Annotated in this window: 14 protein-coding genes; 4 read left to right on the top strand and 10 right to left on the bottom strand. The window is 75.2% G+C overall.

Annotation, left to right across the window (positions count from 1 at the left end; translation table 11 throughout):
* Positions 1 to 9: 9 nt before the first annotated feature.
* A complete protein-coding gene (locus ACR9E3_RS11645; protein WP_460380394.1) occupies positions 10 to 537 on the bottom strand; it encodes a hypothetical protein in 528 nt (175 codons plus the stop codon).
* A gap of 139 nt (positions 538 to 676) precedes the next feature.
* Here ACR9E3_RS11645 and ACR9E3_RS11640 point away from each other — a divergent pair, with 139 nt between their 5' ends.
* On the top strand, positions 677 to 1,456 hold the full coding sequence (locus tag ACR9E3_RS11640) for an SIR2 family NAD-dependent protein deacylase (protein WP_460380393.1): 780 nt from the start codon (positions 677 to 679) through the stop codon (positions 1,454 to 1,456).
* Positions 1,457 to 1,473: 17 nt separating this feature from the next.
* Here the strand turns inward: ACR9E3_RS11640 and ACR9E3_RS11635 are convergent, their stop codons facing one another.
* A complete protein-coding gene (locus tag ACR9E3_RS11635; RefSeq protein ID WP_460380392.1) occupies positions 1,474 to 2,655 on the bottom strand; it encodes an FAD binding domain-containing protein in 1,182 nt (393 codons plus the stop codon).
* On the bottom strand, positions 2,652 to 3,179 hold the full coding sequence (locus ACR9E3_RS11630) for a pyridoxamine 5'-phosphate oxidase family protein (RefSeq protein ID WP_460380391.1): 528 nt from the start codon (positions 3,177 to 3,179) through the stop codon (positions 2,652 to 2,654). The genes ACR9E3_RS11635 and ACR9E3_RS11630 overlap by 4 nt, the downstream gene beginning before the upstream one ends.
* Before the next feature lie 98 nt (positions 3,180 to 3,277).
* Between ACR9E3_RS11630 and ACR9E3_RS11625 the strand changes: the two genes are divergently transcribed.
* Positions 3,278 to 4,834 carry a thiamine pyrophosphate-binding protein gene (locus ACR9E3_RS11625; RefSeq protein ID WP_460380390.1) on the top strand — a complete coding sequence of 519 codons (1,557 nt, stop codon included), beginning with the start codon at positions 3,278 to 3,280 and terminating at the stop codon, positions 4,832 to 4,834.
* A 6-nt stretch (positions 4,835 to 4,840) separates the two neighbouring features.
* Here the strand turns inward: ACR9E3_RS11625 and ACR9E3_RS11620 are convergent, their stop codons facing one another.
* The gene (locus ACR9E3_RS11620; RefSeq protein WP_460380389.1) at positions 4,841 to 5,605 is read right to left on the bottom strand and encodes a bestrophin-like domain; all 765 of its coding nucleotides are present in this window, start codon (positions 5,603 to 5,605) and stop codon (positions 4,841 to 4,843) included.
* Between the two features lie 124 nt (positions 5,606 to 5,729).
* On the opposite strand from ACR9E3_RS11620, the gene ACR9E3_RS11615 reads away from it, so the two are divergent.
* Positions 5,730 to 6,242: a hypothetical protein gene (locus ACR9E3_RS11615; RefSeq protein WP_460380388.1), complete on the top strand. Its 513-nt coding sequence runs from the start codon at positions 5,730 to 5,732 to the stop codon at positions 6,240 to 6,242.
* A gap of 16 nt (positions 6,243 to 6,258) precedes the next feature.
* On the opposite strand, the gene ACR9E3_RS11610 is transcribed toward ACR9E3_RS11615, so the two are convergent.
* The 3 genes from ACR9E3_RS11610 to ACR9E3_RS11600 are packed head-to-tail and all read right to left on the bottom strand — an operon-like array spanning position 6,259 to position 10,777.
* Positions 6,259 to 8,541, bottom strand: a complete 2,283-nt coding sequence (locus tag ACR9E3_RS11610) for a molybdopterin-dependent oxidoreductase (RefSeq protein WP_460380387.1) — start codon at positions 8,539 to 8,541, stop codon at positions 6,259 to 6,261.
* Positions 8,538 to 10,172 (bottom strand): PucR family transcriptional regulator, encoded by a 1,635-nt coding sequence (locus ACR9E3_RS11605; protein ID WP_460380386.1) that lies wholly within the window; start codon positions 10,170 to 10,172, stop codon positions 8,538 to 8,540. Before ACR9E3_RS11605 ends, ACR9E3_RS11610 begins: the two co-directional genes overlap by 4 nt.
* The gene (locus ACR9E3_RS11600) at positions 10,169 to 10,777 is read right to left on the bottom strand and encodes an MEDS domain-containing protein (protein WP_460380384.1); all 609 of its coding nucleotides are present in this window, start codon (positions 10,775 to 10,777) and stop codon (positions 10,169 to 10,171) included. The genes ACR9E3_RS11605 and ACR9E3_RS11600 overlap by 4 nt, the downstream gene beginning before the upstream one ends.
* Positions 10,778 to 10,994: 217 nt before the next feature.
* Here ACR9E3_RS11600 and ACR9E3_RS11595 point away from each other — a divergent pair, with 217 nt between their 5' ends.
* Positions 10,995 to 11,879, top strand: coding sequence for a hypothetical protein (locus ACR9E3_RS11595; protein WP_460380383.1), 885 nt, complete (start codon positions 10,995 to 10,997; stop codon positions 11,877 to 11,879).
* Here the strand turns inward: ACR9E3_RS11595 and ACR9E3_RS11590 are convergent, their stop codons facing one another.
* The 3 genes from ACR9E3_RS11590 to ACR9E3_RS11580 all read right to left on the bottom strand — a co-directional run bounded on the left by ACR9E3_RS11590 (position 11,880) and on the right by ACR9E3_RS11580 (position 15,261).
* Positions 11,880 to 13,019: a glycosyltransferase gene (locus ACR9E3_RS11590; RefSeq protein ID WP_460380382.1), complete on the bottom strand. Its 1,140-nt coding sequence runs from the start codon at positions 13,017 to 13,019 to the stop codon at positions 11,880 to 11,882.
* 20 nt (positions 13,020 to 13,039) lie between these two features.
* A complete protein-coding gene (locus ACR9E3_RS11585) occupies positions 13,040 to 13,879 on the bottom strand; it encodes a hypothetical protein (RefSeq protein ID WP_460380380.1) in 840 nt (279 codons plus the stop codon).
* A gap of 122 nt (positions 13,880 to 14,001) precedes the next feature.
* Positions 14,002 to 15,261, bottom strand: a complete 1,260-nt coding sequence (locus ACR9E3_RS11580) for an FAD-dependent monooxygenase (protein WP_460380378.1) — start codon at positions 15,259 to 15,261, stop codon at positions 14,002 to 14,004.
* Positions 15,262 to 15,284: the final 23 nt, after the last annotated feature.

The raw sequence follows: 15,284 nt of genomic DNA, 5'->3' as shown, positions 1-15,284 counted from the left end.
CCGGAAGACTCAGGAGTACTCGACGACCGACTCGGCGTCGTCGGGCATGCGGCTGGCCGGCACGTCGACGCGGCGGGAGTTCTCGGTGGCCTCGACCAGCGCCTGGTGGAAACGGGTCATCTCCGGGCCGCCCTCGGCCGGGACGACGCGCGAGCCGCGCTCGGTGGACCCGACCGGGGTGCTGAGCAGCCCGAGACCCTCGGTCGTCGTGGTCACCTCGAGCTGGTGGAGGCGGTGGAAGGCGAGCTGGAGGTCGGGGTCGACGCCGTCGCGCTCCGGGTCGCGGTCGACCACCACGAGCACGTCGGGCGTGAGGAGCATCTCGGTGAAGGTGTGCCGGGCGCGGCCCCGGCCGAAGAAGCGTCCGGCGCTCGCGACGACGTCGGTGCGCACGGCGTGCGTGACCTCGGGCAGCGGGTCGCGGACGAGCCCGCGCTGCTGGGCCTGCTCGCGGATCAGCGAGATGACGGCGATCGGCAGGCTGTGCACGCCGATGACGCGCGACGACGAGGCCGACGAACTGCGGTGGGTCCCCACGACACCCCTCCCACTGCGCGCCGGAGCCGGGGATCCGACACCCGGAGGTGCTCGCGACGTCGCATGGGTGTGGTCGGCATGAGCCGGATGCGCGTTACACCAGGACACCCGGTCGGATGACGCGTGCGACGGTGGAGGGATGACCCAGCAGGAGGATCCGGACATGTCCGGCGAGGTCACGCGCGCGACGGATCTCCTCGCCCGCGCCCGCCGTGTGACGGTGCTGACCGGTGCCGGCGTCTCCACCGACTCCGGCATCCCCGACTTCCGCGGGCCCCAGGGCGTCTGGACCCGCGACCCGTCCGCGGAGCGCCTCGCGACGCTGCAGGCCTACGTCGACGACCCGGAGGTGCGCCGGGAGGCGTGGCGCCAGCGCGCGGTGCACCCGGTCTGGGAGGCGCGGCCCGGTCCGGCGCACGCGGCGCTGGTCGACCTCGAGCGCTCGGGGCGGCTGCACGCGCTGCTCACCCAGAACATCGACGAGCTGCACCAGGCGGCCGGCTCGTCGCCGGATCTCGTGGTCGAGCTGCACGGGACGATGCACCACACGCAGTGCCTCTCCTGCGGCGCGCGGGCCCCGATGGCCGAGACGCTCGCGCGGGTCGCGGCGGGGGAGGACGACCCGCCGTGCCCCCACTGCGGCGGCATCCTCAAGTCGGCGACGATCTCGTTCGGCCAGAACCTCGACGCCGGCGTGCTGATGCGGGCCCGGCAGGCGGCCGTCGACACCGAGGTGCTGCTGGCGGTGGGGACCTCGCTCGGCGTCCACCCCGCCGCGGGCGTGGTCGACCTCGCCGGGGCGGCCGGCGCGTCGGTGATCATCGTCAACGGTGCGGAGACGCCGTACGACGACGTCGCCGACGTGGTGCTGCGCGGCGGGGTCTCCGAGCTCCTCCCGCGGCTCGTCGCCGGGCTCTGAGCCTGCACTGATCGAGTTCAGCGCCCCGGTCCGTGCAGACCGAAGATGAGCGACGGGTCGGCGGGGTCCCACGAGTTCTCCCGCTGGGAGCGCCGGCCGATGTCCCGGCAGCGCTGCAGGAGCCGGCGGCCCACCGTGAGCTGCTCCTCCTCCCACACCGCCAGGGCAGTGGCGACGTCGCCGGAGTGCGAGCGCAGCGCGTCGGCGAGCGCCCACGCGTCGTCCGCGGCCTTGGCCGTCCCCGCGGCGGCGTGCGGGCGGACGGCGAAGGCGGCGTCGCCCAGCACCGCGACCCGCCCGGCGGTCATGGCCGGCACCTCGATGTCGTAGACGGCCTGCACGAACGGCGCCTCCGCGCCGGTGACGACCTCCGCGATCGGCGGGGCGAGCTCCCGGCGCGCCGTGTCGCGGAACTCGTCGACCGCGTCGTCGGCGAGCATTCCCGGCGGCACCGACACCCGGCGCTCCTGCCCGTCGCGCCCGGCGAGGAGGCGGTCGAGCGGCGCGCCGTCCGCGACGTTGCGGTACCAGACGAAGTTGGCCAGCCGCTCGCCCGGCACGACCGTCCCCCCGGGGCCGGGGATGGGGTAGACAAGGATGTGGCTGTCGGTGATCACCTGGTAGGTGATGGCGTCCTGGAGCTCGGCGAACGTCGCGCCGGTCAGGGTCTTCTCGGCGAGCGTGCCGCGGTAGGCGACGTAGCCGGAGTACGCCGAGACCGCCGTGGGGAAGAGCCGCTCCCGGGTGATCGAGTTGATGCCGTCGGCGGCGACCAGCAGGTCGACGTCGGTGGTCCCGCCGTCGGCGAAGGTGACGCGCACGCCCTCGGGTCCGTCGGCGAACGCGGTCATCTCGCGGCCGAGGTGGTACCGGTCGGCGTCGAGGAGGCGCAGCAGCTCCCGGTAGATCGCGTTCCACGACGAGAAGCGGTAGCCGTGGTCGATCCGGTGGCGGCATGAGCCGTCCGGCCACAGGTAGCGGATCGCGGAGGTGCGGGAGCAGAACCCGTCCGGGTCGATCCCGCCCCGCTCGACGAAGTAGCGCACGGTCGCGTCGAGCACCGCGATCCCCGCCCCGCGGGCGTCGAGCTCCGAGCGCGAGCGCTCGTAGACGTGCACGTCGCAGCCGAGGTCCCGCAGCAGCAGGGCGGTGGTGATCCCGCCGATGGAGCCGCCGACGACGGCCACGTGGAGTCTCACGCGGGCGGGACCCCGAACGTCGCGATCTTGTCGACGGTCAGCTCGAAGAGGATGCGGCTCTCGCCCACCGACGCGTCGCGCAGCGCGTAGTCGCCGTCGTCGCCGGTGTACTTGCGCCAGATGCGGTTGAGCTGGTCGGTCACCCACTGCCCGTCGGTGGGGTCGTCCTCGGCGATCTCGCGGTGCACCGTCGTCTTGATCGAGAGCCAGTGGTACGGCTCGTCGGGGTTCATCAGCATGAACGTCGCGTGCGGGGTGGCGCGCAGCCAGCCCACCTTCTTGCGGTGGTGCGCGAGGTTGAGCAGGACCAGCTCGCCCTCGTAGTCGAACCACACCGGCGTCAGGTTCGGCAGCCCGTCCCGGCCGACGACGGCGACGGTCGCGGTGACGGGACGGTCGAGCAGCTGGCGGTAGGTCGGGTCGAGCTCGCCGAGGTGCGCGACGGCGTGCCGGTCGCCGACGGTGAACTGTCCGGGCTGCGTGCCCTGCGAGACGTCCTTGATGTTGGCGACGCTGATGCTCACCACGGGCCTCCCGCGACGGTGTGGGCGTGATCCGGAAGCGAGCGTAGGTTCCTGTGATCAGCGGCACAACGCCCGCGTCCACCCCGGTGAGGAGCTCCGTGACGGCGCGATCCCTGGCGGCCCACCTCGCGCGGGCCTGGCGGGCGGCGGGGACGACGGTCCTGTTCGGGGTGCCGGGCGGCGGCGCGAACCTCGACGTCGTCGGCACGGCGGAGCAGGAGGGCCTGCGCTTCGTCCTCGCCCACGACGAGACCGCGGCCGCGATCATGGCCGGTGCGCACGGGCTGCTCACCGGCACGGTCGGCGCCGCCGTCGTCACCCGGGGACCGGGGGTCACGGCCGCCGCGACGGGTCTGGCGCAGGCCACGCTCGACCGCTCGCCGGTGGTGCTGGTGAGCGACGCCGTCCCGGCGGCGGCCGCGGCGCGGGTGGCGCACCAGCGCCTGGACCAGGTGGCGGCGACCCGGCCGCTGGCCACGTGGGCGGGCACGCTCGGCACCGGCGACCCGGGAGCCGTGGCGGAGGCGGCGATCGCCCTGGCGCGCCGCGGACCGGGCGGCGTGCACCTCCAGCTGGACCCGACCGCCGAGGGGGATCCGCCGCCGCCCCTCGACCGTGATCCGGACCTCGACGGTGCCGCGCTGGACCGCGCGCGTCGCCTGGCCCGCCGTGCCCGCCACCCGGTCGTGCTCGTCGGCCCGGCCGCCGTCGACGCCCCCGGCCTCGACCGTCTCGCCGCGACCGGGACGCCGGTGCTGTGCACCTACCAGGCGAAGGGCGCGGTCCCCGACGAGCGGAGCGCGGGGCTCTTCACCGGCGGTGTGCTCGAGCGCCCGCTGCTGGAGACCGCCGACCTCGTCCTCGCCGTCGGCGTCGACCCGGTGGAGCCGATCCCGTCCGCGTGGACGTACGACGCGCCCGTCGTGATGCTGCACCCGCAGCCGGTGGACGGGCGGTGGTTCGGCGAACCGGAGATCGTCATCGGGTCCCTCGCGCAGAGCCTGCCGCCGCTGCTCGACGACCTCGACCACCGCTGGGAACCCGGGACGGCCGCCGCGCACCGCCGCCGCGCCCTCGCGTCTCTCGAGCCCACCGGCACGGGGTTCTCGCCCCACGACGTCGTGCGGGCGTCGATGGAGCACGCCGGTCCGGCGACGACCCTGACCGTCGACGCCGGCGCCCACATGCTCGTGGCGATGCCGCTGTGGGAGGCCCGTGCCCCACGCCGCGTGCTGATCTCCAACGGGCTGGCGACGATGGGGTTCGCGCTGCCCGCGGCGATCGGGGCGGCGCTGGCCCGCCCGGCCGAGCCGGTGGTGTGCTTCGTGGGCGACGGCGGGCTCGGGATGACTCTTGCCGAGCTCGAGACCGTGGTGCGCCTGGACCTCGACGTCACCGTCGTCGTGTTCGACGACGCCGCGCTGAGCCTCATCGAGATCAAGCAGACCGCGGGACAGGGCGCGGGCGGCGCCGTGCGCTACGGCCCGGTCGACTTCGCCGCGGTGGCGCGCGGGATGGGCATGCCCGCCGACACCGTGACCTCGCGCGACGAGCTGCGGGCCGTGCTGGCGCGGGCGACCCGCGGTCCGCGGCTCGTCGACGCGCGCATCGACCCGTCCTGCTACGCCGCGGTCCTGGCCGCGACGCGGGGGTGACGCGCGTCAGCGGGCCCCGAAGTCGGACAGGAAGCGCACCAGAGGGGCCGGGCTGACCGCGACGTCGCCGACGAACGGCTGGTCGATCGCCACGCAGACGAAGAGCAGCACCCCGATCACCGCCGCGAGGCTGCCCGTCATCAGCAGGTGCAGCGTCGTGCTGCGCAGACCGAACACCATCGCGAAGCCGATGGTCACCACGCCGCCGAACACCAGCGCGACCCACAGGACCCCGGGCAGGCCCTGGCCCACGTAGTCGAGGCGCTGCGAGCGGAACGAGACGAGCTCCGCGAACCGGTCGGCCTCGACCCCGACGTACTCCTGGCTCACCGGGGTGTCGGCGGGCAGTGCCGCGAGGTGGTCGGCGATGCGGTCGAGCGCCGCCGCGGCGGCGGGGTCGCCCGGCTCGCCGCGTGCCATGGCCGGCCACTCCTGGGCGATCACGGCGCGGGCGTAGAGCTCCACGTCGGCCTCGATGCGCCCGCGGGCGTCCGGTGGGAAGGGGACCGTCTCGCGGTAGAGCCCGCGCAGCGCGCTCGCCTCCTGCCCGACGAGATCCGCCGCCTGGCTGAACTGCTGCCACGACACGATGACGACGAAGGCGAGCAGGACCGCGTAGATGACGCCGACGATCGCGATCACGTAGCCGGTGACGTCGTTGTGGTCGCCCCCGGCGAGGTGCGGCCACCGGCGGCGGACGAGCAGTTGCACGCCGACGGCCACGCCCGTCACCACGACGACGAGGAGCAGGAACAGCAGCCAGATGGGCATGCGGGTCATCGTGGGTCCGCGAGGGGCTGGACGGCGGCCACGCCGCGCAGCCTATCGGGGCAACCTGCTCCGACCAGGCCGACCACCGTGTGCGTCCGCGCGATCACGGGCGGAGGATCGGGGGATGACTTCCGTCGATCTCGCCCAGGTGCCCCAGCGTCTCGCGACGGGCGCCTTCATCCTCAACGCCGGGCTGCAGAAGTGGGGCGGCGACGAGCAGACCGCCGCCGGCATCCACGGCATGGCGGCGGGCACCTACCCCGTCGTCAAGCAGGTCGACCCGCCGACCTTCCTCAAGGCGCTCGCCGCCGGGGAGATCGCCCTCGGCTCCGCGCTGCTCACCCCGTTCGTACCCGGACGCCTCGCCGGGCTCGCGCTGACCGGCTTCTCCGCGAGCATGCTCGGGCTCTACCTGCGCACGCCCGGCATGCACGACGGCAACCTGCGCCCCACCCAGCAGGGCACGCCGATCGCCAAGGACATCTGGATGCTGGGCATCGGCGCGGCGCTGGTGCTGGGCGGCAGCAGCCGCCGCCGCGACGCGAAGATCGCCGCCAAGGCGGAGAAGAAGGCGCTGAAGGTCGCGCGCAAGGAGGCCAAGGCCGAGGCGAAGGCCGAGGCGAAGCTCGCGGCCTGAGCTCGCGGCCCGACCCTCAGCGCGCGACGACCTCGGGCGGGCCCGCGGCCGCGATCCGCGGCGGCGGGCCCGTCCACCGCTCGATCTCCACGAGCGCGCGGCTGCCCGCGCAGCCCTGCGAGAGCCGCGAGGCGCCCACGTCCCGCGTGAGCACGTTGACGTTCCCGGCGGCGCAGAGCACGGGCTCGACGCCCGGCACGGGCGAGAACCACGCGCCCGTCGACATCTGCACGACGCCCGGGAGCAGGTCGCCGTCGACGACCACCCCTGCCAGGCAGGCGCCGCGGTCGTTGTGGACGCGCACCAGCTCGCCGCCGGCGAGGCCGCGGGCCGCGGCGTCGTCGGGGTGCACCCGGACCGGCTCCCGCCCCTCGATCTTGGTGTCGCGGCTGTGCGGGCCGAAGTCGAGCTGGCTGTGCAGGCGCGCGGCCGGGTTGTTGGCCAGCAGCACGAGCGGGTAGCGCGCGGCCCGCGGCGAGCCGTGCCACTCGGTGGGCTCGAGCCACGTCGCCCGGCCCGGGCAGTCGTCGTAGCCGAACGACGCGACGCGGGCCGAGGCCAGCTCGATGCGCCCGCTCGGCGTGCGCAGCGGGTGCGCGGCCGGGTCGCGGCGGAAGTCGTCGAGGAGCACCGACGGGGGCGGGTCGGGGCGCCGCACGTGCCCGGCGGCCCAGAACGCGTCGAAGCCGGGCAGGGCCGCCGCGTCGCCGCGCCAGCTCTCGTACAGGTGGCGCAGCCACTCGTGCGGGGTGCGGCCCTCGGTGTAGTCCTTGGCGACGCCGAGGGCGTCGGCGAGGTCGGTGAAGATCGCGTAGTCGTCGCGGGCCTGCGCGTGCGGCGTCGCGGCCGCCCGCATGGCGGTGACGACCGGGTCGGTGCGCGAGGCGCCGATGTCGTCGCGCTCGAGGGTCACCGTCGCCGGCAGCACGATGTCGGCGTGGCGGGCCGCGGGCGTCCAGTACGGCTCGTGGACGACGACGGTCGAGGGGCGGCGCCAGGCCTCGCGCAGCCGGGCGAGGTCCTGGTGGTGGTGGAACGGGTTGCCGCCGCACCAGTACACGAGGTCGACCGCGGGGTAGCGCCGGCGCTCGCCGTTGTAGGCGTACTCGGCGCCGGGGTGCAGCAGCATGTCGGCGATGCGGGCAACGGGGATGCGCTCGCGGTGCTCGTTGTACCCGCGGGGCATCGTCGGGACGGGGCCGCCGCGGGCGGAGTGCCCGTTGTCGCCGATCGAGCCGTAGCCGTGCCCGAAGCCGCCGCCGGGCAGCCCGATCTGGCCGAGCAGGGCGGCGAGCAGGATCCCGACCCACACCGGCTGCTCGCCGTACTCCGCGCGCTGCAGCGAGTACGTGACCGTGATCATCGTGCGCCGCGCCGCCATCCGCCGCGCCAGCGCCACGATGTCGCGCGCCGGGACCCCGCACAGCGGCGCGGCCCACTTCGCGGACTTCGCGACGCCGTCGTCGCGGCCCATGAGGTGGTCGACGGCCTCGTCGACGCCGGCGCACCAGCCGTCGAGGAACGCCTGGTCCGCGTGCCCCTCGACCACGAGCGTGTGGCCCAGCGCGAGCAGCAGCGCGGCGTCCGTCCCGGGGCGCACGGGCAGCCACGTCGCGTCGACGGGCAGGTCCCGGCGGTCCGGGCCGAGCAGGACGAACTCGCAGCCGCGGGCGGCCATGGCGCGCACGGCGTCGGTGGTGCCGTGAACGGTCTGACCGCCGGGGGTGACGGCGGTGTTCTTCGCCGGGACGCCGCCGGCGCACACCATCAGCTCGGTGTGCTCGGCGAGCACCGGCCAGCTGGTCAGCGAGCGCAGGACGTCGTGGGCCCCGAGCAGGTGCGGCAGCAGGACCTCGGAGGTGCCGGCGCTGTAGGTGTTCTCCGAGGCGACGTAGCCGCCGAGCGTCGCGAGGAAGCGGTGCACCTGGCTCTGGGCGTGGTGGAAGCGCCCGGCGCTGGACCACCCGTAGGACCCGCCGAACACGCCCGCCGGCCCGCGCTCGGCGTGCACGCGGCCCAGCTCGGCGGCCAGCCGCTCGGTGACCTCGTCCCACGACACCGCCACGAAACGGTCCTCGCCCCGGCGCCGGTCGGGCCCGGGACCGTCGCGCAGCCAGCCCTCGCGCACCATCGGCGCCGGGATACGCAGGGGGTGGCGCAGCGAGCCGACGAGGTTGTCGAGCAGCGGGGACGGGTCCGGGTCGAGGGGCGACGGGCGCACCGCGGTGACGTCGCCGTCGCCGACCTCCGGGGTGAACGCGCCCCAGTGGGCGAGGTGGCTGTGCCCCGACGTCGTCACCGGAGTGAGCGTAGGACGTCGAGTGTGCTCCACGCCCGCGTCGCGAGGTGCAGGTTGAACCACGTCTGCGGGTCGCCGAGGTCGACGTCGGCGATCTGGCGGATGCGCTGCAGCCGGTACTTCAGCGTGTTGCGGTGCACGATCAGCGACTTCGCGGTGAGCTCGTAGTTGCCGCCGCGCTCGAGGTGGTGGGCCAGCGTGCGCACCAGCTCGGAGCCCCGCCGGCCGTCGTACTCCAGCAGCGGGCCGAGCCAGCGCTGCACGAAGCGGTCGACCTCGCCGAGGTCCTCGATGCCGACCAGCAGGCGGTAGACCCCGAGGTCGTCGAAGCGGATCGCGGTGTCGTCCCACTCGGACTGGGCGGGCAGCCGCAGCGCGAGCCGGGCCTGCCGGTAGGAGCGCGGGTAGTCGGGGACGGCGTCGCAGCGCTCGCCGATGCCCATGCGGACGCGTCCCCCGCCCAGGTCGCGCAGCACCGTCTGCCGCAGCGACTCCCAGTCCGGCTCGACGTCGGCGAGCAGCACCACCTCGCCGCGCCGGGCGACGACGAGGCTGCCGGCGCCGCCCTCCCGCGCGGCCCGCCGGACCGCCTGGAAGAGGGCGTCCTCGCCGATCCCCTCGACGCCGCCGCCCTCGACGACCACGACGCGGTGCGGACGCTGCAGGTCGTAGCCCAGCGCGACGGCCCGGTCGAGGGTGCTGCGCTCCTCGGCGCCGTCGAGCAGCTCGTCGACGACGTCGCGGCGCAGCCGCAGCTCGCTCTCGGCCAGGCTGCGGACCCGCGCGAGCTCCATCGCGAGGATCGTCGCGCCGTGCTCGAGCGCCATGAGCTCCTGGTCGCCGGCCCGCTCGTCGGGGTCGTACAGCACGATCACGCCGAGGGTGTCGCCCTGCGGGTGCGCCACGGCGAGCAGCTGCTGACCGTGGCGCAGCGGCCGGGCCTCGCGGCTCGCGCGCGCGACGAGGCGCTCGCGGCGCGACGGGGTGTCCTTCGGGTACGGGTCGGGGCGCTGCGGGCCGGCCCAGGCCTGGAGGTTGCCGTGCCGGTCCTCGATCGCGACGCGCAGGCCGGTGAGCTCGTGGACGGCGCGGGCGATGCCCTCGCGGCCCTCACCGGAGGCGGCGACGGCGGTGAGGCGCGTGTGGATCTCCATGCTGCGCTGCAGGGCGGTGACGGTGCCGCGCAGGCGGTCGTTGAGCGCCGAGAGCGTCGACGCGGTGGCCTGCTCCTGGGCGTGGAGGCGCCGGTTGGCCAGCGCGCCGCCGGCCTGCTGCGCGAGCGCCCGCAGCAGGAACTGCTCCTCGGTCGAGAGGTCCGTCGCGCCGCCGACGACGAGGTGGCCGAGGTGCCCGTCGTGGCTGGTCAGCGGGAATGCCCAGGCATCGGGGACGTCGGCGAGCTCGACCGGGCCGCCCGTGACACCCGCCTGCTCGGGCAGCCCGGCGTCGCGCGCGTCGTCGGCGGCCACGACGGTGGCGATCTCGCAGCGGGCGATCGAGGGCGCTGCCGTGGTCGCCAGGCGCAGGATCTGCTCCTCGTCGGCGCCGTCGGTCATGAGCTTGCCGAGCACCAGCAGGCTGCGCATGCTCGAGAGCAGCTCGCGCTCCCCGGCGGTCTGCAGGGCGGTCACGGGACCGGCGCCGGGTCCCGGCCGAGGTAGTCGTGGGGCTCGATGTACCAGGGGTTCTCGAGCAGCTGGCCGCCGAAGAGCACGGCGGGGTGCGTCCGGAGGATCTCGAGGACGATCTCCCCGTCGCTGAAGCGCTCGAGGTCGTAGAGACAGAGCGCGATGTTCGGGTAGCGCGGCAGGAAGAGGTTGAGCCGCGACTCGTAGGTCAGCAGGCCCTCGACGCCGGGCTTGCCCGAGAGCGCCCACGTCATCTCGCCCACCGAGCGCACGGTGGTGAAGCCGTCGTCGACGATCGCGCGGTCGACCGCGGTCTCCCAGAACCCGATCATGCGGTCGATGACGAAGTGCCCGTCGGCGAGGTAGGTCGACTCCGAGCACCGGGCGTCCAGGCGCCCCGGCCCCCCGTCCGCCCCGAGCGCGCGCACGGCCTCCCCGGCGGCGGGGTCGTCGGTGACGCACAGGCACATGTCGCCCGCGAGCAGGCCCTCGCGCAGGTAGGGCAACAGCAGCTCGTCGCGCTCCTCGGGGCCGCGGAAGAAGGCGCAGATGTGCGCGCCGGGCCGGAGCTGGACCCCCGGCAGGCCCCTCGCCGTCGATGTCGTCATGCGCAGCCCCTGATGTGTCAGGTGTCACACACCGTAGCGCCGAGCGGGGCGCGCGACCAGCGGCGACCGTGCCCGGCGGTCCGTCGACGCTAGGGGAGCGTGCGGGTCCGCGACGTCGGTACGGCGGGACAGAGGACCGGCGACTCCTCGTCCTGTCAGGACGAGACGCCTTGATCGGGCGAGCACAATGATTCACCGGGGGAGGTGCCGTGTGTCCGTGCTGCAGCGCAGGGTCCGGAAGTCCGTCCTGGTCGCCGTCGCGGTGCTCCTCGCCCTGATCACGGCCCTGGTCGCCGGCTGCTCGCCTCCGGCCGCCACCGCGCCGCCGGGCACCGGTCCCGCCGAGGCGGTGCCGCTGCCCGCCGGCGTCGTCCGGCCGCCGGCGGGCGGCTACTTCCCGGTGCCCACCGCGGTCGGGACGTTCTCGACCCTGCCCGACGACGCGGGGGCGGCGGCGATGGTCCACCGCTCGCCGTGGGAGCCGCGGCCCCAGAACGACGTCGCGAACCGGACCGTGGCGCCACCGGACTTCCGGCCCCCGCCCTATCCCGGGCTCGAGAACGGGCCGCTGGTCTTCGACCGGATCACGGGGAACTTCACCGGGACCACCGACGAGATCATCCAGTGGGCCGCGGCCAAGTGGGGCCTGCCCGACGACGTGATCCGCGCCGAGGCGGTGCAGGAGTCCGGCTGGTTCCAGAACCACAAGGAGCCCGACGGCCAGCCGATCGACCAGCAGGGCTTCGGCGACTTCGGCGACTGCGGCGGCGCCCCGATCGGGTCGCCGTACGGGCCCGACGGCCCCGCGAGCTTCGGGATCATGCAGGTCAAGTGGTGCACGCTCAACGACCCGACCGCGCCGGGCACCGGCGGGTGGCCCTGGACCGAGAACTCCACCGCCTGGACCCTCGACACCTACGGCGCCGTCGTGCGCGCCTGCTACGAGGGCTGGGAGCCGTGGCTGGGTCCCGCCTACCGGGCCGGCGACCTCTGGGGGTGCGTCGGGCGGTGGAACTCCGGCGCGTGGCACGACCCGGTGGCCGAGCGCTACATCCGGGGGGTCCAGGAGCAGCTGGCGGCCAAGCCGTGGTTGGGCTGGTAGTCACACCAGCTCGTCCACCACGGCGAGGTACGCCGCCCGTTGCCGCTCCCAGCGCAGGGGTGCGACGACGCGCGTGGCCTCGGTGGTCAGCCGAGCCCGCCGGGCGGGGTCGCCGTGGAGGCGACGCAGCGCCCGCGCCAGGTCCTCGGGGTCGCCGGAGGTGAAGAGCTCGACCGCGTCCGGGCCGAAGGTCTCCTCCATCGACCGGGTGCGCGACGCGGCGATGGGCAGGCCCATCGCGACGAAGTCGAAGACCTTGCCGGGCAGCGCGACGTCCCGGAACGGGTCGCGGACCACGGCGACCGCCCCGACGTCGGCGGCGGCGAGCGCGGCCACCAGGTCCTCGACCGGGAGGAAGCCGTCGCTGAACCCGACGTGGTCGTCCAGGCCGAGCTCGGCGACCAGCCGGCGCAGGCGCGGCAGGTCGCTGCCCTCGCCGATCACCTCGAGGCGGATCGTCGGGACCTCGTGGCGCACCAGGTCGATCGCCTGCACCACGGTGTCGAGCCCGTAGTGGGGCTCGACGGTGCCGTGGCAGACGACGGTGAAGCGCGTCCCGCGCCGGTGGTGGCCGGCCGGCGGCGCGAAGACGGCCGGGTCGGCGCCGTCCATCACCGTCGTGATCCGCCCGGGCGGCGCCCCCCGGCCCACGAACACCGCGCGCATCTGGTCGGTCGGGGTGATGACGCGGTCGGCGAACGCGATCGCGCGCTGCTCGATCGCCGCGAGGGCCCCGACCGCAGGGTGGTCGGCGCCGAAGCGGGTGGCGAAGAACTCCGGCATGCACTCCTGGAGGTCGAGCAGCACACGGGCCCCCAGCAGGCGGGCGGGCGCCGCGGCGAACACGAGGGCGTCGGGCAGCGAGTGCACCTCGACGATCCGGTAGCGCCGGCGCAGCTGGGCCGCCGTCAGCACGAGCGTCGCGAGGACGCCGAACGCGCCGTACTCCACGAGGTACCCGAGCTTGGACCCGCGCCGGTGCCGCAAGGGCAGGCGGTGCACGGTGACCCGCCCGGCCCGCTCCCGCCGGGGCTGGCCCGGGGCGCGCAGGCACCACACGTCGACCTCGGCGCCGGCGGCGGCCAGCGCCTCGACCGCCCGGGCGACCCGCGAGTCCTGCGGCACGTAGTGCTGGCGCACCACGGCGATCCGGGGCGGGCCTACGTGTTCGGCCAGCTCAGCCAGGGTTTCGCCGCCACCGCCTGCTGCACGCGGTCGGCGTAGGCGTCGCCGGTCGAGGAGTGCCAGTCCCCGGCGAACCAGCGGCCCACGCACCCCCACAGGTCGCCCGCCCGGTAGTTCGCGCCCAGCCACACGTCCCACCCCTCGTAGCAGCCGCGGATCACCGCGGCGTACAGGTCGACGGCGTAGGCCGTCGAGCGCTCGGTCCACGGCCAGCCGCCGGTGCCGGTGGCCGGCCGGTTCTCCATGGAGCACCACTTGACCTGGAGCAGCCCGAAGCTGGACGGTCCGCGCGGGCCGTACGGCGCGCCCGGCGGGGAGCCGCCGCAGTCGCCGAAGTCGCCGTAGCCGCGCTGGTTGATCGGCGCCCCCGACGGGTCCTGGAGCCCCTGGTACCAGGACGACTCGACCACCGCCTCGCCCCGGATGAGCTCGTCGGGCAGCCCCCACTTCACCGCCGCCCACTGGATGACCTCGTCGGTGGTCCCGGTGAAGTCGCCGGTGACCCGCCCGAACACGGCATGGCTGTTGAGCATCCCGGCGTAGCCGGTGACGTGGGTCCCCGGCGGGGCGGGGGTCTTGTTCGCGGCGTCGTTCTCGGGGCGCGGCTCCCAAGCCGTGCGGCGCACCGTCGCCGCGGCCTGCTCGTCGTCGGGGAGCGTCGCGAAGCTGCCGACGGGCCGGAGGGCGAAGTAGCCGTCGGGCGGCGGCTCGCCGTTCGGGCCCGCCGCCGACGCGGGGACGTCGGCCGACGCGGGGCCCGGTGTCGGGACCGACGCCGCCGGGGGACCCGCGCACGCGCCGGTGAGCAGGAGCACGAGACCGGCGAACGCGACGACGACGTGCGGGAGCCGGCGCGCCCGGAGCCCGGGTGATCGAAGTACCGATACGGACGCTGAGTGTCTGCGACGGCACTTCGCTGACACTCCCCGGACCCCGCTCACGACCGCCGCCCGGTGCCGGCGAGCTCGCGGCGCTGGGCGCGGACCTGGCGGCGCACCGACTCCGCCGAGCTGCGCAGCGCCCGCAGGGCGGGGACCTGGGTCGCGCGCAGCAGGTACCACCGCCACGCGGGTTCCTCGTGGCAGCGGCGGGCCAGCGACCAGCCCAGCGCCAGGTCGTCGGGCCGGTCCCCGAACCCGTCGGTGAGCCCCGCGAACCACGCCGTGCTGCGGTCGGCCTCGGCCTGCAACGGGCGCAGCACCGCGCGGCGCTCGGCCTCGTAGGCGGCGAGGCCGCGCTCGACCGCGGCATCGCTGCCGAGGTCGACCCCGGCGAGGCGCCGGGTCAGCGCCATCGCGTCCCCGAGCGCGAGCGTGGTGCCCGAGCCGATGGAGAAGTGGGTGGTGTGGGCGGCGTCGCCGGCGAGCACCACCCGGCCGTCGCGCCAGCGGCGGTTGTCGACGCGGCGGAAGCGGACCCACGGGGCGGGCGCGCCGTCGGGCGGGCGCTGGGTCGGGGCGATCCAGAGGGGAGCGCCGTCCAGGAGGTGGGCGAAGAGCCGCTCCAGGGTCTCCAAGCACGCGTGGGCGGGCATCGTGTCCAGGCCCAGCCCGCGCCAGGTCGCCTCGGCGCACTCGACGACGACCGTGCTGCGGTCGGTGCCGAACACGTAGCCGTAGCACCAGACCCAGCCGGCCGGGGTCTCGACGAAGGCGAAGGTGAACGTCGTGAACGGGTGCGGGCTGCCCAGCCAGATGTAGCGGTGCCCGCTCTCGCGCACGTCGGCCCCGAGGCGTTCGGCGTGGTGGCGGCGCAGGCCGCTGGCGACCCCGTCCCCGGCGACGACGACGTCCGCGCCGGCGACGGCGTCCTCCACGTCCGCCGCGGTCGCGTCGAAGCGCACGTCGGCGCCGAGCTCGCGGGCCCGGTCGGCCAGCAGCGCGAGCAGGGCGTGCCGGCCCACCGCGTAGCCCGAGCCGCCCAGGAACACCGGCGCCCGCCGGTCCACCTGCAGCACCTGGCCGTCCCACACCACGGCGGCGGCGCGCAGGGCCCGTTCCGTCGGCGGGTCGTGGCGGTGCAGCGCGTCGAGCAGCTCGTCCCAGAACGTCACCCCCCAGCCATGGGTGACACCCGCGGGATCGCGCTCGACGACCACCACCTCGTCGGCGACCCCGGCCCGGCGTGCGCCGATGGCGGTGCACAGGCCCGCGGGCCCGCCACCGACGCACGTGATCCGTCTCCTGCGCGCTGTCACGTCCTCACCGGTCCTCGTCCTCG

The sequence above is a fragment of the Actinomycetospora sp. C-140 genome, assembly GCF_054796175.1.
Note: the sequence above shows the minus strand (reverse complement) of the source record. Positions and strands in the feature narration are given on the sequence as shown.